Source organism: Acidovorax sp. T1, from assembly GCF_002176815.1.
Lineage (GTDB): Bacteria > Pseudomonadota > Gammaproteobacteria > Burkholderiales > Burkholderiaceae_C > Acidovorax.
In genome coordinates this window covers 1077761-1097912 of sequence record NZ_CP021648.1, presented here as the reverse complement: position 1 = coordinate 1097912, position 20152 = coordinate 1077761, and the positions used below count along the sequence as shown (strand labels likewise).

General features: G+C 64.0%; 21 protein-coding genes. 6 read left to right on the top strand and 15 right to left on the bottom strand.

Annotation, left to right across the window (positions count from 1 at the left end):
* The first annotated feature begins 1 nt into the window (after position 1).
* From CCX87_RS05275 to lysS, 6 genes are all read left to right on the top strand, one after another.
* On the top strand, positions 2–1051 hold the full coding sequence (locus CCX87_RS05275; RefSeq protein WP_087744362.1) for a glycosyltransferase: 1050 nt from the start codon (positions 2–4) through the stop codon (positions 1049–1051).
* Positions 1048–2076, top strand: a complete 1029-nt coding sequence (locus CCX87_RS05270) for a glycosyltransferase family 2 protein (protein ID WP_087744360.1) — start codon at positions 1048–1050, stop codon at positions 2074–2076. The genes CCX87_RS05275 and CCX87_RS05270 overlap by 4 nt, the downstream gene beginning before the upstream one ends.
* Entirely contained in the window at positions 2073–2771 is a 699-nt protein-coding gene (locus CCX87_RS05265) for a class I SAM-dependent methyltransferase (protein ID WP_087744358.1), read from the top strand. The genes CCX87_RS05270 and CCX87_RS05265 overlap by 4 nt, the downstream gene beginning before the upstream one ends.
* A 73-nt stretch (positions 2772–2844) precedes the next feature.
* Positions 2845–4020, top strand: a complete 1176-nt coding sequence (locus CCX87_RS05260; protein WP_087748190.1) for a DegT/DnrJ/EryC1/StrS family aminotransferase — start codon at positions 2845–2847, stop codon at positions 4018–4020.
* 7 nt (positions 4021–4027) lie between these two features.
* Positions 4028–4660, top strand: coding sequence for a sugar transferase (locus CCX87_RS05255; protein ID WP_087744355.1), 633 nt, complete (start codon positions 4028–4030; stop codon positions 4658–4660).
* A 58-nt stretch (positions 4661–4718) separates the two neighbouring features.
* Complete coding sequence (gene lysS / locus CCX87_RS05250) at positions 4719–6263, top strand: lysine--tRNA ligase (RefSeq protein WP_087744353.1); 1545 nt, start codon at positions 4719–4721, stop codon at positions 6261–6263.
* Positions 6264–6331: 68 nt separating this feature from the next.
* Here lysS and nagZ read toward each other — a convergent pair whose 3' ends face one another.
* From nagZ to acpP, 15 genes are all read right to left on the bottom strand, one after another.
* On the bottom strand, positions 6332–7423 hold the full coding sequence (gene nagZ / locus CCX87_RS05245) for a beta-N-acetylhexosaminidase (RefSeq protein ID WP_087744351.1): 1092 nt from the start codon (positions 7421–7423) through the stop codon (positions 6332–6334).
* A 73-nt stretch (positions 7424–7496) separates the two neighbouring features.
* Positions 7497–7892, bottom strand: coding sequence for a holo-ACP synthase (gene acpS / locus CCX87_RS05240; protein ID WP_087744349.1), 396 nt, complete (start codon positions 7890–7892; stop codon positions 7497–7499).
* A 58-nt stretch (positions 7893–7950) separates the two neighbouring features.
* Positions 7951–8742, bottom strand: a complete 792-nt coding sequence (locus CCX87_RS05235) for a pyridoxine 5'-phosphate synthase (protein ID WP_369825322.1) — start codon at positions 8740–8742, stop codon at positions 7951–7953.
* Positions 8743–8744: 2 nt separating this feature from the next.
* Positions 8745–9509: a DNA repair protein RecO gene (recO, locus tag CCX87_RS05230; protein WP_087744344.1), complete on the bottom strand. Its 765-nt coding sequence runs from the start codon at positions 9507–9509 to the stop codon at positions 8745–8747.
* Between the two features lie 10 nt (positions 9510–9519).
* Entirely contained in the window at positions 9520–10524 is a 1005-nt protein-coding gene (gene era / locus CCX87_RS05225; RefSeq protein ID WP_087744342.1) for a GTPase Era, read from the bottom strand.
* Entirely contained in the window at positions 10521–11204 is a 684-nt protein-coding gene (gene rnc / locus CCX87_RS05220; protein WP_087744340.1) for a ribonuclease III, read from the bottom strand. The genes era and rnc overlap by 4 nt, the downstream gene beginning before the upstream one ends.
* Complete coding sequence (locus CCX87_RS05215; protein WP_087744338.1) at positions 11205–11567, bottom strand: DUF4845 domain-containing protein; 363 nt, start codon at positions 11565–11567, stop codon at positions 11205–11207.
* Between the two features lie 33 nt (positions 11568–11600).
* Positions 11601–12575, bottom strand: a complete 975-nt coding sequence (gene lepB, locus CCX87_RS05210; protein WP_087744336.1) for a signal peptidase I — start codon at positions 12573–12575, stop codon at positions 11601–11603.
* Positions 12575–14383 (bottom strand): translation elongation factor 4, encoded by a 1809-nt coding sequence (lepA, locus tag CCX87_RS05205; RefSeq protein ID WP_087744335.1) that lies wholly within the window; start codon positions 14381–14383, stop codon positions 12575–12577. The genes lepB and lepA overlap by 1 nt, the downstream gene beginning before the upstream one ends.
* A gap of 507 nt (positions 14384–14890) precedes the next feature.
* Positions 14891–16357 (bottom strand): DegQ family serine endoprotease, encoded by a 1467-nt coding sequence (locus tag CCX87_RS05200; protein WP_087748189.1) that lies wholly within the window; start codon positions 16355–16357, stop codon positions 14891–14893.
* Positions 16358–16626: 269 nt separating this feature from the next.
* Positions 16627–17247, bottom strand: coding sequence for a sigma-E factor negative regulatory protein (locus CCX87_RS05195; protein ID WP_087744333.1), 621 nt, complete (start codon positions 17245–17247; stop codon positions 16627–16629).
* 68 nt (positions 17248–17315) lie between these two features.
* Positions 17316–17942 (bottom strand): RNA polymerase sigma factor RpoE, encoded by a 627-nt coding sequence (gene rpoE, locus CCX87_RS05190; protein WP_087744331.1) that lies wholly within the window; start codon positions 17940–17942, stop codon positions 17316–17318.
* Positions 17943–17955: 13 nt separating this feature from the next.
* Positions 17956–18474: a hypothetical protein gene (locus CCX87_RS05185; protein ID WP_143218408.1), complete on the bottom strand. Its 519-nt coding sequence runs from the start codon at positions 18472–18474 to the stop codon at positions 17956–17958.
* A gap of 125 nt (positions 18475–18599) precedes the next feature.
* Positions 18600–19844: a beta-ketoacyl-ACP synthase II gene (fabF, locus tag CCX87_RS05180; RefSeq protein ID WP_087744327.1), complete on the bottom strand. Its 1245-nt coding sequence runs from the start codon at positions 19842–19844 to the stop codon at positions 18600–18602.
* 48 nt (positions 19845–19892) lie between these two features.
* On the bottom strand, positions 19893–20132 hold the full coding sequence (gene acpP / locus CCX87_RS05175) for an acyl carrier protein (RefSeq protein WP_003058049.1): 240 nt from the start codon (positions 20130–20132) through the stop codon (positions 19893–19895).
* Positions 20133–20152 lie beyond the last annotated feature (20 nt).

Sequence of the window (20152 nt, the reverse complement as noted above, 5' to 3'; positions counted from 1 at the left end):
CATGGCCCCGCACCTGTGCCTGTTGGGCGACGCCAACAGCCCCCACACCCGGCGCTGGGCGATGGAGATGCTGGCGCGCGGCTGGCGTGTATCCCTCGTCACGGCGCGGCCCGAGCCACTCGACGGCGTGGAGCAGCGCATCCTGCCGCCGGTGCGGCGCCAGGCCGACTGGCTGCTGCGCGTGGCCGACGCCCAGCGCCATGTGCGCGAACTGGCCCCGGACATCGTGCACGCGCACTATGTCACCTCCTACGGCTACCTAGCCGCGCGCTGTGACCACCACCCGCTGGTGATAACGGCCTGGGGCAGCGACCTGCTGGTAACGCCGCGCACCCGTTCATGGATGCGCTGGCTCACCGGCTGGATCCTGCGCCGCGCCGATCTCATTACAGGCGACTCAGCCAGCCTGGTCGACGCCGCGCGGCAGTACCGCCCACGCGCCCCAGTGCACGAGATCCACTGGGGCGTGGACCGCGCGCGCTTCGCCCCAGCGCCCAGGGAAGACAAGAACGGCGTGCAGATCGTGAGCCTGCGCGCCTGGGAACCCAATTACCAGATAGCCACGCTGATCGATGCCTTCGCGCTGCTGTGCCAGCAACTGCCCGGCACACCGCTCCAGTTGCACCTGCTCGGTGGCGGCTCGCTCGAAGCGCAATTGCGCAGCCAAGTGCAGGCACGGGGACTCGATCGAAGCGTCAACTTCCACGGCCGCCTGGACGACGCAGGCATGGCCGCCGTGCTGGCGCGCTGCAAGATTTCGGTCAGCGTGCCCACGAGCGACGCTACCTCCGTGGCCATGCTCGAAAGCATGGCCTGTGGCCTGGCGGTGGTGGCGAGCGACCTGCCGGCCAACCGGCAATGGATCACACCCGACCTGCTGGTGCCCGCGGGCGACGCACGCGCGCTGGCCGGGGTGCTGCAGCAACTTGCCAGCGACGACGCCCGCATGCACCAGGTCGGAGCGCACAATGCCGAGCGCATCGCGCTCGACGGCGACCGCAAGACGCAGATGGACCATATCGACCGGCTGTACCGGCAACTCCTGCAATGACACACGCCACCATGCCCCGCCTGCTCAGCGTGATTGCCCCCTGCCGCAACGAAGCGGCCTTCATCGACGCGTTCTGCGACTCGGTGCTGCGCCAGCAGCTCCCCGAGGGCTGGCGTATGGAGGTGCTGATCGCAGATGGCGAGAGCGGTGACTGCACGCGCGAGCGCCTGCAGCAGCGTTGCGCACGCGACGGGCGGCTGGTGTGCGTGGACAACCCAGGCCGTATCGTCTCCACCGGGCTCAACGCCTGCATCGCGCGCGCCCAGGGCACAGTGATTGCCCGGCTCGACATCCACACAGTGTTCGCCCCGGACTACTTGGCACGATGCATTGAAACCCTGGAGCGCAGCGGTGCCGACAACGTGGGCGGCCCCTGGGTCGCGCAGGGCGCCGGCCCCATGGGCGAAGCCATCGCGGCGGCCTTCCAGTGCCGCTGGGTGGTGGGTGGCGCGCGCTCGCGCGACCAGGCCTACGAAGGCGCGGTCGATACCGTGTACCTGGGCTGCTGGCGGCGCGAAGCGTTCGCGCGCTTCGGCCTGTTCGACGAGGCGCTGGTGCGCAACCAGGACGACGAACACAACCTGCGCCTGCGCCTGGGCGGTGGCCGCGTCTGGCAAAGTGGCACCATCCGCTCGGTCTACCACCCGCGCGATTCGCTGCGCCACCTCTACGCCCAGCAGCAGCAGTACGGCTACTGGCGGCCCTTCGTGGTGCGCAAGCACGGCCAGCCGGGTTCACTGCGCCAGCTCGTGCCAGCGCTGTTCGTCGCCGCGCTGGGTCTAGCTGCCCTGCTGCTTTCATGGACGCCGTGGCCCACCATCGCGCTGCTGGCGCTCTACGGACTCTACCTCCTGCTGGCCAGCGCGGCCGCCGCGCGTGCCGCGGGGGGCTGGCACACACTGTGGCGCTTACCCGCCGTGATCGCCGCTTTCCACATCGGCTACGGCTGTGGAACCTGGCAGGGCTTATGGGATGTGCTGCGCGCACGCGGGCCTTCATCGCGCTTCGCAAGGATCACCAGGTGAGCACGCCCGAAACCCGCGCCGTCGAAAACCGCTACGCATGCCGCGACAGCAATGCCGACGCGCAGCGCTACAGCCTGTACGCCAATGCTGCAGCCCTGCAGGCGCAGCAGGAGCGCTTGCGCGCCATGGCCGCCCTGTGGCGCGCGCACGGCTGGGACAGCCTGGTCGGCCGAACCCTGCTCGAAGTGGGCTGCGGCAGCGGCGGCAACCTGTTGGACCTATTGCGCCTAGGCGCCTTGCCCGGACAGCTCACTGGCATCGAGCTGCTGCCCGAACGCGCCACGGTGGCGCGAGCAGCCCTGCCGGAGCCGGTACGCATCGTTCAGGGCGACGCCTGCACTACGCCGATCACCGACGGCAGCCAGCAGGCCGTGCTGGCCTTCACCGTGTTCAGCTCGCTACTTGACCCCGGCTACCGGCAACAGTTTGCACGCACGCTGTGGCGCTGGGTGGCACCGGGCGGTGGCGTGCTGGTCTATGACTTTGTCGTCAACAACCCACACAATGCCGATGTGCGCAAGGTGCCTGCAGACGAACTGCGAGCACTGTTCCCTGAAGCACGGTTACATGCGCGGCGCTTGACGCTCGCGCCGCCGGTCGCACGGCGGCTGCCAGCGCCACTGATCGGCGCGGCGTCACTGCTGCTGCACCCGCTGCGCACCCACCGCCTGACCTGGGCGGTCAAACCCCGATGAACACCCCTGGACAGCCATGCAGGCATTGGGGCAGGAAAACCACACCATCGGCCGCTGCGCCCCTGAACACACCATGCCCCAAACCGCACCACCCTCCCCGCCTTTTCTGCCCTTCGCCCGCCCCGACATCGGCGACGCGGAAATCGTCGCCGTGACCGAGGCCCTGCGTTCGGGCTGGGTGACCACCGGGCCCAAGGCCAGAGAATTCGAGCAGGCTTTCACCGACTTCCTTGGCGGTAATGGCCTGCAGTCCATTGCCGTCAACTCCGCCACGGCCGGCCTGCACCTGGCGCTCGAAGCGCTGGGCTTTGGCCCGGGCGACGAGGTGATTGCGCCCACGCTGACTTTCACCGCCACGGTGGAAGTGGTGCGCTACCTGGGTGCCGACCCGGTGCTGGTGGACGTAGACCCGGTCACACTGAACATGCACCCCGAAGCCATCCGCGCCGCCATCACCCCGCGTACCAAGGCCATCATGCCGGTGCACTACGGGGGCTTGGCCTGCGATATGGACGCCATTCTGGCCATTGCGAGCGAGCACGGCCTCAAGGTGGTGGAAGACGCCGCGCACGCCCTGCCCACCACCTGGCACGGCACGCTGGTAGGCCAGCTGACATCCGACGTGACAGTGTTCAGCTTCTACGCCAACAAGACCATCACCACCGGAGAGGGCGGCATGGCCGTGACACGCGACCCAAAGCTGGCCGAGCGCATGCGCGTAATGCGCCTGCACGGCATGAGCCGCGACGCCTTTGACCGCTTCACTTCCAAGACCCCGGCGTGGTACTACGAGGTGGTGGCCCCCGGCTTCAAGTACAACATGACCGACGTCGCCGCCGCCATGGGCGTGGTCCAGCTGCAGCGCCTGCCGCAATTCGTGCGGCGCCGTCAGCATCTGGCAGCGCGCTACCAGGCGCAGCTGGCCCACTTGCCCCTGGTGCTGCCTGCAGACGCGCCGGCGGGCGATGTGCACGCCTGGCACCTCTACGTCATCCGGCTGGCGCAGGGCGCGCGCATGGGCCGCGACGAGCTCATCCAGGCGCTGTCGGACCGGGGCATCGGCACCAGCGTGCACTACGTGCCATTGCACCGCCACCCCTACTGGCGCGACCGCTACGGGCTCACGCCAGAGCAATTTCCGCAGGCCGATGCGGCCTACCAGGCCATGCTCAGCCTGCCGCTGTTCACGGCTATGCAAGATGCCCACCAGGACCGCGTGATTGCCGCGCTGCACGAGTTGCTGGGCTGAACCTTCCATGGCCAAACGCCTGTTCGACATCGCTTTTGCCGCCTTGGCTCTGCTGCTGCTGGGCCCGGTGCTGCTGACCGTGGCGCTGTGGGTGCGGCTGGATTCGCCGGGCCCGATGTTCTTTCGGCAGCAACGTGTGGGGCAAGGTGGGCGACTGTTTGGCATCTATAAGTTCCGCACCATGCAGACCGGTGCCGAGGCGGCGGGCCCACAAATTACGGTGGGCCAAGACGCCCGCATCACACGCGCGGGCGCCTGGCTGCGCCGCAGCAAGCTGGACGAGTTGCCGCAGTTCCTCAACGTGCTTTGCGGCGACATGAGCGTGGTCGGCCCACGCCCCGAGGTGCCGCGCTATGTGGCGCACTACCCCGCCAACCTGCGCACGGTGGTGCTCAGCGTGCGCCCCGGCATTACCGACCTGGCCTCCATCGCATACCGCAACGAGAGCGATCTGCTGGCGCAGAGCCCTGACCCCGAACGCACCTATTTGGAGCAGATCCTGCCCACCAAACTGCACTATGCACAGCAGTACGTGCACACGCGCAGCCTGTGGCTGGATCTGCAGATCATTGCCTGGACGGCGCTGGCTGTGCTGGGCCTGTATTCCGCGCGGCACCAGAACCCTGCCGATAACCCATAAAATCCATAGTTTGGCTGCCACCAGCCCCTACATTCCACGCCCCGTAGCCACGGCACCTATGTCAGAACAACACCAAGCCCCCGCCCCCCACGACGAAAACCAGCTCATCGCAGAGCGCCGGGACAAGCTGCGCGCCTTGCGCGAGGCCCATGCCGAGGGCGCAGGCGTCACGTTCCCCAATGATTTCAAACCGGCGCACCACGCTGCCACGCTGCAGGATCAGCATGCCAGCAAAGACGCAGAGTCGCTTGAAACCCACGCCGTTCATGTGAGCGTGGCCGGGCGCATGATGCTCAAGCGCGTGATGGGCAAGGCCAGTTTTGCCACCGTGCAAGATGGCTCGCTGGGCGAAACCGGGGGGCGCATCCAGCTCTACATCACGCGCGACGCGCTGGGCGAGGATCTTTACGCCGCCTTCAAGCACTGGGACCTGGGCGACATCATCGGCGCCGAAGGCACGCTGATGAAAACCAAGACCGGCGAGCTGTCGGTCAAGGTGACCACGCTGCGGCTGCTGACCAAGAGCCTGCGCCCCATGCCCGACAAGTTCCACGGCGTGGCCGACCAGGAGGTCAAATACCGCCAGCGCTATATCGACCTGATGACCGACGAGGCCGCGCGCAAGCGCTTCGTGGCGCGCAGCCGGGCCGTCAGCGGCATCCGCGACTTCATGGTGCAGCATGGCTTTTTGGAGGTCGAGACGCCCATGCTGCATCCCATTCCGGGCGGCGCCAATGCCAAGCCGTTTGTCACGCACCACAACGCGCTCGAACAACAAATGTATCTGCGCATCGCCCCCGAGCTGTACCTCAAGCGCCTGCTGGTGGGCGGCTTTGAGCGCGTGTTCGAGATCAACCGCAACTTCCGCAACGAAGGCATCTCGGTGCGCCACAACCCCGAGTTCACGATGATGGAGTTCTATGCGGCCTACTGGAACTACCAGGACCTCATGGGCTTTACCGAGCAGCTGGTGCGCGATGCCGCCCTGAAAGCCGCGGGCACCCTGCAGCTGTCGTACCAGGGCCGCGAGGTGGACCTGAACCAGCCGTTTGCCCGCCTGACGATCCGCGAAGCCATCTTCCAGCACACCGAAGCGGGCGCGCATGTGGACGATGCGGCCTGGCTGATCAGCGCGCTGAAAAAGCTGGGCATGTCGGAAGAAAAGAACCAGCTGTCCGGGCGCACCCTGGCCAGCCTGCAGGTGCTGTACTTTGAAGAAACGGTGGAAGACAAGCTGTGGCAGCCCACCTTCATCATGGAGCACCCCACCGAGATCTCGCCGCTGGCCCGCGCCAACGACACCCGCCCCGAGGTCACCGAGCGTTTCGAGCTCTACATCACCGGGCGCGAATTCGGCAACGGTTTTTCGGAATTGAACGACGCCGAAGACCAGGCCGCGCGCTTTCAAGCCCAGGTGGCCGCCAAGGACAGCGGCGACGATGAGGCCATGTACTACGACCACGACTTTGTGCGCGCGCTCGAATACGGCATGCCCCCCGCAGGCGGCTGCGGCATTGGCATCGACCGCCTGATGATGCTGCTGACCGACAGCCCCAGCATCCGCGACGTGATCCTGTTCCCGGCCCTGCGGCGCGAGTCCTGATTCGTTGCCTTGCGGGCGGTCTGGGCGCCCGCCTGCATCCGCTGGGACGCAGGCAGGCCCCTGCTCTGTCAGGGCAGCAAATCCAGCGCCTGCAGATAGGCGGGCTGGTACATCAGCTCATCCCACGCCTGCGGCAAGGTTTCGGGCAGCAGCGCCAGGCGGCGGGATTCGCTGTCCACGCTGGGCTGCCAGCGGCCTTGTGCCAGGGCCTGCTCCAGGCCTTCCAGCAGTTCATCCACCGCCTTGCCATCGCCCACGCTCTGGTTGCACAGCAGCACCAGGTCGCAGCCTGCGGCCAGCGCCGCGATGGCTGCGTCGGTGTAGCTGACCACCTGGCCATCGAGGCGGCGCGCGCCTTCCATGCTGAGGTCGTCGCTGAAAATGGCGCCGTCAAAGCGCAGCTGGCGGCGCAAGATGTCCTGCAGCCAGCGCTGCGAGAAACCGGCGGGGCGGCTGTCCACCTTGGGGTAGATCACATGGGCGGGCATCACGCTGGTGAGCGTGCTGCTGAGCCAGGGGTACGGCGCGGCGTCGTCGGCCAGGATGGCCTTCAAGCTGCGCTTGTCCACCGGCACTTCGGTGTGCGAGTCGGCCTTGACGAAACCGTGGCCGGGAAAGTGCTTGCCGCAGTTGGCCATGCCGGCCTGCAGCAGGCCGTGCATGAGGCTCTTGGCGAGCAGGGCCACCACGCGCGGGTCACGGTGAAACGACCGGTCGCCGATCACGCCGCTTTCGCCATGGTCCAGATCAAGCACGGGCGTGAACGAGAAGTCCACGCCGCAGGCGCGCAGCTCGGTGCCCAGCACATAGCCCGCCGCCGTGGCCGCGTTGGTGGCGCGCAGCGCGCCGCTGCCGGGCACGGCCTTGGCGCCCTTGCCGTCATCCATCCACATTTCGCCCAAAGCGCGCATGGGCGGCAGATGCGTGAAGCCATCGGTGCGAAAGCGCTGCACGCGGCCGCCTTCGTGGTCCACACAGATCAGCAGGTCGTCGCGCACGGCCTTGATGCTGCTGGTGAGCTGCAGCAGCTGGGCACGGTTTTCCCAATTGCGGGCAAACAAAATCACGCCGCCGGTGAGCGGGTGGGCCAGGCGGCGGCGGTCGGCGGCGCTGAGCGTGGTGCCAGCCACGTCGAGGATGAGGGGTGCGTGTTCGGTCATAAGGTGTCAAACATCAGGTTGCTACTCAAAACATAGCTGCCAGCGCTTATCCATCCAGCGCTAGAGCCTATTTTTATTCAGACTTTTCTACCACACAGAAGCTGGCGGCATAGTCGGTCTCGTCGGTCACGCTCAGGTGCGCCGTGAGCCCTTTGGCGTCAAACCATTCCTTGAGTGCGCCATGCAGCACGATCACCGGCTGGCCGCTGGGCAGCTTGGCGACTTCGCAGTGGCGCCAGGTCATGGGCATGCGCATGCCCAGGCCAATGGCCTTGCTGAACGCCTCTTTGGCCGAAAAGCGCGTGGCCAGGTAGCGCAGGCCCCGGTCGGGCCAGCGGCTGCTGCGCTCGCGCCAGGTGGCCAGCTCGCCATCGGCCAGCACTTTTTCGGCAAAGCGCTCGCCATGGCGCGCCAGGCTGGCCGCGATGCGGCGCACGTCGCAGATGTCGGTTCCGATGCCGTAGATCATGGAATATGAATAAAAATGGCCTCTAGCGCTTTATGGATAAGCGCCAGCAGCTATCAAATCAGGAGTTTTTGATGGGCGCAAAGCCCGCTGCAATACAGCCCAGATACGCCTGCACCGTGGCGGCATAACCGAGCTCCAGCGCATCCGCAATGAGGGCGTGGCCGATCGACACCTCCAGCACACCGGGCACCTCGCGCACAAAGGCGGCGAGGTTGTCGCGGTTCAGGTCGTGGCCGGCGTTCACCCCCAGGCCTGCATCCAGGGCGGCCTGGGCGGCGGCGGCGTAGCGTTGCAGCTCCACGGCTTGCTGCGGCGTGCCCCAGGCGGCGGCGTAGGGTTCGGTGTACAGCTCCACCCTGTCCGCGCCCACCGCCCTGGCTGCGGCCATCTGCTCCGGGACCGGGTCCATGAACAGGCTCACACGCACGCCCAGGCTGCGGCATTCGGCAATCAGCGGCGCCAGGCGCTCGGCATCCTTCGGAAAGCTCCAGCCATGGTCGCTGGTGAACTGGTCTTCGCTGTCGGGCACAAAGGTGGCCTGGTGGGGCCGCATGCCCTGGCCCGCCAGCTCGCGAATGAACTCCATCAGGTTCTGCGACGGATTGCCTTCGATGTTGTATTCGCACTCGGGCCAGGCCTGCATCAGCGCTGCCAGCGCGAACACATCCTGGCGGCGGATGTGGCGCTCATCGGGCCGGGGGTGCACCGTGATGCCCTGCGCACCCGCCTGCAGGCACAGCTCGGCCGCGCGCGTGACGCTGGGAATGCCCAGGTGGCGCGTGTTGCGCACCAGGGCCACCTTGTTGACGTTGACCGACAAGGCGGTGCGGTGCGGGATGGGTTCGGACATGTTCATAGAGACTGCAGGTCGATCATGAGCTGGCGGGTGCGCAGCGTGGGGCTGCCGCAATGGTATTGCAGCAGGGCACGCAGCTGGGGCTTGAGTTCGGCGGCTACGGGCGCACAGGCGCGCAAGGTGGCGGTGTAGCTGGCCACGCCATCCAGCGCGCGCTGCAGGGCCTGCCACTGGCTGCCGAGCAGGCCGGCACGGTCTGCCGTCGATGCAGCGCGCAAGCCGCCTTCAGGCACCAGCGTGTAGCGCGTGCCGGGCTGCAACGGCGCAAAAGTCATGGTCTGGGCATCCAGGCTGGGCAGCAGTCCGATCTCGCGCAGCAAGAGCAGCTCAAAGCTGCGCAATACCGGCTCCAGCGCTTCGCCGTGTTCACTGGCCAGCACACGCACTACGCCGGCATAGGCATCGAACAGCGCAGCGTGCGGGTCGGCCCGGGCCAACAGGCGCAGCAGCAGTTCGTTGAGGTACAGGCCCGACAGCAGTGCATCGCCCGTGGGCATCACATGGCCACCCACCCACTCGGCGCCCTTGAGCGTGTGGATGTCGGCCGTGCCGTCACCGGCCAGGGTGTAGGTCACGAGCAGCGGCTGCAGCGGCAGCAGCACCGGACGGAAGTTGGAACTGGGCTTTTTCGCGCCCTTGGCCACCAGGGCCACACGCCCCTGGCGGCGGCAAAACACTTCCAGGATCAGGCTGGACTCGCTCCAGTCGTAGCTGTGCAGCACGAAGGCGGGTTCATCGGAAATGCGCTTCGCGGCAGCCACGGAACGGAGGTCACTCGTAGCCGAAGGAGCGCACCCGGGCTTCGTCGTCGGCCCAGCCGGAGCGGACCTTGACCCACAGCTCCAGGAACACCTTGGCGTCCATGAGCTTTTCCAGCTCCTGGCGGGCTTCGGTGCCGATGCGCTTCAGGCGCTCGCCCTTGTCGCCAATGACCATCATCTTGTGGTTGTCGCGCTCGACCACGATGGTGGCGGCGATCTTCACCATGCGTTTGTGCGCCTTGCTGGCTTCTTCTTCAAACTTGTCGATGACCACCGTGGAGGTGTAAGGCAGCTCATCACCGGTAAAACGGAACAGCTTTTCGCGCACCGTCTCGGAGGCCAGGAACTTTTCGCTGCGGTCGGTCAGCTCATCTTCGGCGTACCACCAGGCCTGCTCGGGCAGGTATTTGGCGCAGATGCCAAACAGGCGCTCGATGTCGCCCTTGTTCTTGGCCGACATGGGCACGAACTCGGTAAACGGGTGGCGCTCCTGCATGCTCTTGAGCCAGGGCGCCAGCTCGGCACGGCGGTGCACCATGTCGAGCTTGTTGGCCACCAGCAGCGTGGGGATGCCGGGCTTGAACAGGCTCAAGACCTTGGCATCGGCCAGCGTGAAGTTGCCGGCTTCGACCACAAACAGGATCAGGTCCACGTCGCCAATCGCGCCCATCACGGTCTTGTTGAGCGACTTGTTGAGCGCCGTGGCGTGGCGGGTCTGGAATCCGGGCGTATCGACAAAGACGAACTGCGTCTGCTCGCGCGTGCGGATGCCGGTGATGCGGTGGCGCGTGGTCTGCGCCTTGCGCGAGGTGATGCTGATCTTCTGGCCCACCAGGGCATTGAGCAGGGTGGACTTGCCCACGTTGGGCTTGCCCACGATGGCGATCACGCCACAGCGCTGGCCCGGCACGGCCGCTGGAGCGCCGGCGGCAGCCAGCATGGCTTCTAGGTCATTTTGTACCGGAGCGCTTTCAGCGCCTGCGTCACCAGCTACATCTTTGGTAGCATCATTCATAAGTTCTTTGCTTTCAGTGTGGCCAGCATGGCGGCGGCGGCGGCCTGTTCGCCGGCACGGCGCGAACCGCCGATGCCCCGTTCGGCCAGGCCCAGTTCGGTGATTTCGCACTCCACGTCAAAGGTCTGGCGGTGCGCCGCCCCTACCGTGGCCACCACGCTGTATTGCGGCAGCTTCATTTTGCGGCCCTGGAGCCACTCCTGCAACGCGGTCTTGGGGTCCTTGGCGGCAGCCTGCATCTGGGGGTTGATCTCCACGCGCTCAAACAGGCGGTGCACCAGCGCTTCGGCGCTGGTGTAACCGGCGTCCAGATAAACGGCGCCAATCAGGGCTTCGAGGGCATCGGCCAGAATGGACGGCCGCAACTGGCCGCCGGACTTGGACTCGCCCTCGCCCAGGCGCAGCACCTCCGACACCTGCAGGCGCAGTGCCAGCTGGTGCAGGGTGTCCTGCTTGACGAGATTGGCGCGCACGCGCGAGAGATCGCCCTCGGGCAGATCGCTCAGCCGCTGGTAGAGCAGGCTGGCCACGGCCAGGTTGAGCACCGAATCGCCCAGAAACTCCAGGCGTTCATTGTGGTCCGCCGAAAAACTGCGGTGCGTGACGGCACGTTGCAGCAGCGAGGCGTTGGAGAAGGTGTGCTGCAGACGGTTCTGCAGCGCTGACAGAGCCGGCTGCACCTAGTTGGTCTGCGCGTCAAAGCGATACACCAGGAAGGCAGGGCCTGCCAGTGCAATCTCGCGCGCATATTTGAATGACACCACCACCTTGTCGTCACGCTTGGTGATTTCAAGGTCCGCCCCTTTGACCGAATGGATATCGTCAATGGCGGCGGCGCGGTCAAAGGCGGCACGAATGGCGGGCACAGTGGTCTCGCTCTTGGCCTTCTCGATGGCCTTTTTGGCCGCGACATATTCCAGAAAGATCGGAATGGACTGCCCGCCAATGGCAAAGGCCGCCACGGCAAACAAGCCAATGAAGATCACGCCAAAAAACGACACCCCTCGCTGGCGTGACCGGCTGGCTGTGCGATGCATGCTCATGTTTTTACCCTCTCGTTATTGAGTCTGCTGTCTTCAATGAAACGAACCAATCCGCTTGAGGTTGCCAAAATTCATCCAGACAAAGAACGCCTTGCCCACGATGTTGGCCTCTGGCACAAACCCCCAGTAACGTGAATCCAGCGAATTATCGCGGTTGTCACCCATCATGAAATAGTGCCCCTGTGGCACCTTGCAGACGACGCCTTCCACGCTGTAGCGGCAGTTGTCGCGGTAAGCGAAGCTGCTGGCACCTTGCACAAACGCCGGCACTTCGGGGTTGTTCAGCAGCCGGTGCGGCTGGCCACCCAGCTGCTCCTCGTACTGCTTGAAATAGCGCATGGCGTCTTCATCAAAGAAATCGGGCACCGCCGTGGTTTCGACCGGCTTGCCGTTCACGGTGAGGCGCTTATTGAGATAGGCCACCTCATCGCCGGGCACGCCCACCACGCGCTTGATGTAATCCAGGCTGGGCTGCGGCGGATAGCGAAAGACCATCACATCGCCACGCGCAGGCGAGTTGCCCTCGATGATTTTGGTGTTGATGACCGGCAGCCGCACGCCATAGGTGAACTTGTTCACCAGAATCAGGTCGCCCACGAGCAGCGTCGGAATCATGGAGCCGGACGGGATCTTGAAGGGCTCGAAAAGGAACGAGCGCAGGAAGAACACCGCAGCGATCACCGGAAACAACCCGGCAGTCCAGTCCAGCCACCAGGGCTGCATCAGGATGCGGCCCTTGGCCTCCTGCACATCCACATCCACCTTCTGGATGCCCATGCGGTCGAGTTCGGCGCGGCGCTGCACGGCCGCATCCTCGATGGCCTGGGCCGCGCGGCGCCTGCGTGGCAGAAAAACCAGGCGCTCGGCCAGCCAGTAGGCCCCGGTGACCACCGTGGCCAGAAACAACAGCAAGGCGAAGTTGCCCTCGATCGCCCCCGTGTACCAGGCACCCACATAGCCCACGAAGGCGGCGAGCACCAGCGAAGTCAGAATTTGCATGAACTGCATCAATCTTCCACCTGCAAAATGGCGAGGAAGGCCTCCTGGGGCACCTCGACCGAGCCAATCTGTTTCATGCGCTTCTTGCCTGCCTTCTGCTTTTCGAGGAGCTTGCGCTTGCGGCTGACGTCGCCGCCGTAACATTTTGCCAGCACGTTCTTGCGCAGCGCCTTGATGGTTTCGCGCGCGATGATGTTGGCGCCAATGGCTGCCTGAATGGCCACGTCGTACATCTGGCGGCTGATGATCTCGCGCATCTTGGCCACCACGGCGCGGCCGCGGTACTGCGACTGCGAGCGGTGCACGATGATGGACAGCGCGTCCACCTTCTCGCCATTGAGCAGGATGTCGACCTTCACCACGTCGGAGGCGCGGTATTCCTTGAACTCATAGTCCATGGAGGCATAACCGCGCGACACGGATTTGAGCTTGTCGAAGAAGTCGAGCACGATCTCTCCGAGCGGCATTTCATAGGTCAGCATGACCTGGCGGCCGTGGTAGGCCATGTTCATCTGCACACCGCGCTTTTGGTTGGCCAGCGTCATCACCGGGCCCACGTAGTCCTGGGGCATGTACAGGTGCACCGTGACGATGGGCTCGCGGATTTCTTCCAGCCGCCCCTGGTCGGGCATCTTGGAGGGGTTCTCGACCATGATGACTTCGCCATCGGCCCGGACCACCTGGTAGACCACGCTGGGCGCGGTGGTGATGAGGTCCTGGTCGAACTCGCGCTCCAGCCGCTCCTGCACGATTTCCATGTGCAGCAGGCCCAGAAAGCCGCAGCGGAAACCAAAACCCAGCGCCTGGCTGACCTCGGGCTCGTAATGCAGCGATGCATCGTTGAGCTTGAGCTTTTCGAGCGCATCGCGCAGCGAGTCGTATTCGCTGGCCTCGGTGGGGTACAGCCCGGCAAACACCTGGGGCTGGATTTCCTTGAAGCCCGGCAGCGCTTGCGTTGCGGGGCCCGCGTTGTTGGGCAGCTTCTTTTCAAGCGTGATGGTGTCGCCGACCTTGGCGGCCTGCAGTTCCTTGATGCCGGCGATGATGTAGCCCACCTGGCCGGCATCGAGCGAGTTGCGCGGCTCGTTGGCGGGCGTGAACACGCCCAGGTTGTCGGCGTTGTACACGGCGCCGCTGGCCATCATCTTGAAACGTTCGCCCTTGAGCAAGCGGCCATCGACCACGCGCACCAGCATCACCACGCCCACATAGCTGTCGAACCAGCTGTCGATGATCATCGCGCGCAGCGGGCCATCCGGGTTGCCCTTGGGCGCAGGCACCTTGGCCACGATGGCTTCAAGAATTTCGTCAATGCCCATGCCAGTCTTGGCAGAGCAGGGAATGGCATCGGTCGCGTCAATGCCGATCACATCTTCGATTTCGGCCTTGGCGTTGTCGGGATCGGCGTTGGGCAGATCCATCTTGTTGAGCACGGGAACCACTTCCACCCCGAGGTCGAGCGCGGTGTAGCAGTTGGCCACGGTCTGCGCTTCCACGCCTTGCGATGCATCGACCACCAGCAGCGCACCTTCGCAGGCCGACAGGGAACGGCTCACTTCATACGAGAAGTCCACATGCCCGGGCGTGTCGATCAGGTTGAGGTTGTAGACCTGCCCATCCTGGGCCTTGTATTGCAGCGCGGCGGTCTGCGCCTTGATGGTTATCCCACGCTCTTTCTCGATGTCCATCGAGTCAAGCACCTGCGCCTCCATATCGCGATCAGCAAGCCCGCCGCACCGCTGGATCAAGCGATCAGCCAACGTCGATTTGCCATGGTCGATGTGCGCAATGATGGAAAAATTTCGAATGTGTTTCATCAACGGAAAACGTCAAGTAATTGAATTGAAACGGCGCGGACAAGAAAAAAGGGCGCGTCGAATGGCGACGCGCCCTGAACCAACAATCATTGGCAACTGCGAAGGTTGGGCGTTCATTGTAGGCAAAAAGCCTGCGCCAATGGGCCACAACCCCGCAAGTGAAGCGCGTTGCTGCAGTGCAACAAGCATTTTACACACAGCTTATTCACAATCGGCACCCAACCATATGAACAACTTGTGCGCTCGCTGTGGATCCGCTGTGCATGGGCTACGCCCCATTCCACAATGCGGCCGCAACGCCGACTGTTATGTCGATATGTGTTGAACAAAGGCTCGTATTCTATCCAGAATGCTGAATGAGCAACTCACCAAGTGAGCGAACGCCAACTTCCAATTCCCCGAAGAAATTTAAATCTGCTCGCTGCCTGTGGCCATCCAGGCACAAGAAACCCCGGGAAAACACCCGGGATTTCGCCATGTACCTGGGGCGTAAGCCTCAACGCGGGGTCACTTCGAAGGGCGGATCAAGGCGTATTGGGCCCATTCGCCCCGCCGGAACAACACATTGATGGGCTTGCTCTTGTCCACCTTGGCCAGCACCGCTTCGAAATCCCGGACCCCGCTGATTTCTGTGTTGGCGATGGAAAGGAGGATGTCGCCTTCGCGCAGACCGGCACGGGCAGCGGCGTCGGTGGCCGCATTCACCACCACGCCGCCGCGAATTTTCAACGCTTTCTTTTGCGCATCGGTCAACGCACTCACCGACAACCCGAGCAACTGTGCAGCAGCGGAAGCCTTGGGCTTTTCTTCCCGTTCTGCGGGCTTGCTCGCCGGCTTGTCACCCTCGATTTCCGCGATGGTGATGCCCAGGTCCTTGGCGCTGCCACGACGGAACACCGTGACCGTGCTTTTGGTGCCGGGCTTGGTGCTGCCCACCATGCGCGGAAGATCCGCCAGCTTGTCGATCACCTTGCCATCAAAACGGGTGATGATGTCGCCCGCCTCGATGCCCGCCTTGTCGGCCGGCGATCCCGCTTCCACCCCGGTCACCAGTGCGCCCGATGCCTTGCCCAGCCCAATGGATTCGGCAACTTCCTTGGTGACCTGGCCAATCTGCACGCCAATGCGCCCACGGGTCACACGGCCGGTGGCGCGCAGCTGCTCGCTCACCCGCACGGCCTCGTCCATGGGAATCGCAAACGAGATGCCCATGAATCCGCCAGACCGCGAATAGATCTGGCTGTTGATGCCCACCACCTCACCGCGCATGTTGATCAACGGCCCGCCCGAGTTGCCGGGGTTGATGGCCACGTCGGTCTGGATGAACGGCAGATAGTCGCCCGTGTCGCGCTGCTTGGCGCTCACGATCCCTGCCGTGACGGTGCTCTCCAGGCCAAACGGCGAACCGATGGCCATCACCCATTCGCCCACCTTCAGGCGGCTGACATCACCCACCTTCACGGCGGGAAGCCCGGTGGCGTCGATCTTGACCACTGCCACATCGGTGCGTTTGTCGGCCCCCACGATCTTGGCCTTGAACTCGCGCTTGTCCGTCAACGTGACGATGACCTCGTCAGCGCCCTCGACAACATGGGCATTGGTCATCACATAACCGTCGGCGGTCAGGATGAATCCCGAGCCCACGCCGCGCGGCTGTTCTTCATCGGGCTGCGGCCGCTGGGGCCTTTGTTGCCGGGGCATATTGGGAATGGGCACGCCAAAACGCTTGAAGAACTCGAGCATTTCTTCGTCCATGCCATTCGTATTGGTGCGGGCCGACACCTTTTCGGAGGTGCGGATGTTCACCACCGACGGCCCCACCTGCTCCACCAGTTCGGTGAAGTCGGGCAAGCCCCGCGCTACAGCGGGTTGCGCCAGGGCCGCGCCGTGCGGCACGGCCAACAGACTTGCCGCCCCCATCAGCGCGCTGGCCAGCGCATAGGACTGCAGTTTTTTCCAATCGATCCTGAGCATCATCGACCCTTCTTGAATGGTGGTGTTGGTTACAAACAAATGTGATGTTGTATGACTGTGAAGGAAACCGCAGGGGCTTGGTTCCCTGATCCACGCGCGCTCTTTTTTCCCACGTTGACTTGGGGCCCATGCCAATCACCCGTGCAGCCACGACGTGGTGCTGCGATCAAGTCACAGCACCGCAGCCCACAGCGTGAAACAGGCCACCACAGCGCATCGCGCGCACCGGCCGCCATGCATCATTCCCGACAGAATCGCCCGTCAGGACATCAGCGGTCAGACCTCTCGAACGTGGCATTGCGCAGAAACCCTGCTGGCATCTGCAATGCAGAGGTGCTTCCAAATTGCTTGTGCGCGGCAAGAAGCTCGTCCAGGCGCGGATCGCGAATCATGACCTGCTGCCCCTCGTTGCCCGCAGCGGCAACCACGGGTGCGGCGGGCGGCTGGGCCGGCGCAGGCGCTACGGCCAGTGGAGCACCGGGAGATCCCGCGCCTTGCAGTCCCGCGAAAGAACTCCAGCCAATGGCCGCCACAGCGGCCAATGATGCGAATCCCGCCGCCAGCTTCCAACGGTACACCGCGGCATTGGCGGCAACCGCTGCTTCTGGGCGTTCGATCTGCGCCGCCACGGGTGCGCCTTCCGGCAGCCGTCCGTGCAGGGGTTCTTGCGCCAATTGCTCCCGCACACGCATCACCATGGAACGCGTGCCATGCTGGTGTTGGGCCAACTCGGGCGAGCGCAGAACATCACCCACCAAATGGTAAAGCTGCCAGGTAGTTTGCCCGTCTTCCTGTGCAGCGAACTGCAGGGCCTGCGCCCATTCGTCGCCTTGCAATTGCCCGTCGGCCAAGGCCGACAACTGTTCGCGTTGCATCAAATCTGTGTTCATAGCGTCACCCGCCCCATCTCATCCAGCCACTGCGGCCGCAACCAAGAGCGGCCTCCAAAAAATCTGACTCACCACCGCTTGCCCGACTGGTTTTCCAGCAACGGGCGCACGCGCGCGGATATCGCCTCGCGTGCCCGAAAAATCCGTGACCGCACCGTGCCGATGGGGCACTCCATCGCAGTGGCAATCTCTTCGTAAGTCAATCCCTCGATCTCACGCAAGGTGACCGCCTGCCGCAAATCGTCCGGCAATGCCTCCATGGCCGCGTTCACGGCCTCGGCAATTTCACGGGCTGCAAGAACGGTTTCGGGCGTTTCTTCGGAAGTTAGTTCATGTCCAAGGCGGGAAGTTTCATCGTCCTCATCACTGCCGCGCAAGGCATTTTCTGAAATGACGGGATTGCGCTTCATGTCCATCAGCGCCTTTTTGGCCGTGTTCACGGCAATCCGGTACAACCAGGTATAAAACTGCGCTTCGCCCCGAAACTGGTGCAGCGCCCGGTAGGCGCGAATAAAGGTTTCCTGCGCAATGTCGGGCACGAGGTCCGTGTCTCGCACCATGCGGCCAATCAGGCGCTCTATGCGCCTCTGGTATTTGATGACCAGCAATTCGTAGGCGCGCTGGTCACCCGCCACCGTGCGCTCCACCAGTTGGAGGTCGCTGTCTAAGGGAGTTGCGGGGGGAGTTGCGGTCATTGTCACTTTGAAATCACGCCTGCGGGCGGTGCACCGCTGCGGGTTCGTCTGCGCGGGAGCCCCCCGGCCTGGGGCGCGAATATACAGCACGCCGCAGATCGCCCCAGCGTTCTGGCGCGCCTTGGCGCTCCAGCCACAACCAGGCGTGGCGCCCGTCTTGCCCATCCAGACAAACCCAGAGGTGATTTTGAAGGTCCAGCCGCACCCACAGGGTTCCTTCGAAGGAATGCGCCGACCGGCCAAGCTGGTCGATTTCCAGACGCCAGTGCACTCCGTCCCACTGCAGCAGCCCACGGATCCGCTTCCGCCAGAAATGCCATACCGCAGACGCGGCAACGGACCAGACCAGCATGGCAACGAACAGTCGCATCGCCGAATCGCCGGCCCCCTGCAAGAGCCAGAAAACCAACACAGCGCCGCCAGTACCGAGCAGGATTAGCAAGCCCCAACGCAGTACCGAACCCGGCCCCACGGGATAACGCACAGGCGGTGCGGAGAAATGGCGAGAAACGCGTCGCGTGGTCAGCGCCATTCGCTACTCCACCAAGCGAGAACAGACAGCCGCACACGGACGGCCAAACCCGCTGAACAGGCCGCTGCATGGTAGAACGCCGTCTCCCAGGCTGTCACCAACAGGGCCTGGTGACAGCAAGCGCATCAGATCCGCTTGAAGACCAGCGTGCCGTTGGTGCCACCAAAGCCGAAGTTGTTTTTGACGGCCACGTTGATGGGCATATCACGCGCCGTGTTGGCGCAGTAGTCCAGGTCACACTCGGGGTCCTGGTTGAAGATATTAATGGTGGGCGGCACCTTCTGGTGGTGCAGAGCCAGCACCGTGAACACGCTTTCAATACCGCCAGCGCCACCGAGCAGGTGACCCGTCATGGACTTGGTGGAGCTCACCACGGTCTTGTAGGCATGCGCGCCCAATGCCGCCTTGATGGCGTTGGTCTCGTTCAGGTCGCCCAGCGGAGTGGATGTGCCGTGGGCATTGAGATAGTCCACCTGGTCGGCGTTGATGCCCGCGTTGTGCATGGCGCTCAGCATGGCGCGGCGGGGGCCGTCCATGTTGGGAGCGGTCATGTGGCCAGCATCGGCACTCATGCCAAAGCCGGTCAGTTCGGCGTAAATCTTGGCACCGCGCGCCTTGGCGTGTTCGTACTCTTCGAGCACCATGACGCCAGCGCCCTCGCCCAGCACAAAGCCATCACGGTCTTTGTCCCAGGGGCGGGAAGCCGTTTGGGGGTCGTCGTTGCGTGTGGACAGTGCACGCATGGCGGCAAAGCCACCCACGCCCAGGGGCGACACAGTGGACTCGGTGCCGCCGGCCACGGCCACGTCGGCATCGCCGTATTCAATCATGCGACCAGCCTGGCCAATGCAGTGCAAGCCCGTGGTGCAGGCGGTCACCACCGAAAGGTTGGGCCCCTTGAAGCCGAATCGCATGGAAACATGCCCTGCCACCATGTTGATGATGGAAGCGGGCACGAAAAAAGGAGTGATACGCCGAGGACCTCGGGCGGTCAACTCGGCGTGTGTGTTCTCGATCAGCGGCAAGCCGCCAATTCCGGAACCGATCACACAGGCAATGCGCGTTGCCAGGTCATCGTGCAGTGCGTCCCCCGTGGGCAAGCCTGCGTCCTGCACAGCCTGGGCCGCCGCAGCGATGCCGAAATGGATGAAAGTGTCCATCGCGCGCGCATCCTTGGCGCTGATGTACGACTCCAGATCAAATCCCTTGACCTCGCCTGCAATCTTGCAGGAAAAGTTCGACGTGTCGAACTTGGTGATGAGATCAATGCCGGACTTACCGGCCAGGACATTGGCCCAGGAATCCGCCACCGTGTTACCCACGGGACTGACACACCCCAGGCCGGTCACGACAACGCGACGACGGCTCATGCGTAAAAACCTTCTGCTGATCGCTCAAGTCAGGCGTAGGACGCCCGCTCAGGCTTTCTGGTGGGTGTTGGCGTAGTCGATGGCGTTTTGCACCGTCGTGATCTTCTCTGCGTCTTCGTCAGGAATTTCGATGCCGAATTCGTCTTCGAGTGCCATCACGAGTTCGACGGTATCCAACGAATCAGCGCCGAGGTCGGCCACAAAGGCTTTTTCGTTGGTGACCTGGGACTCTTCAACGCCGAGTTGCTCAGCAATGATTTTTTTGACGCGTGCTTCGATATCGCTCATGGTTTCCCTCTGGGGGTTGT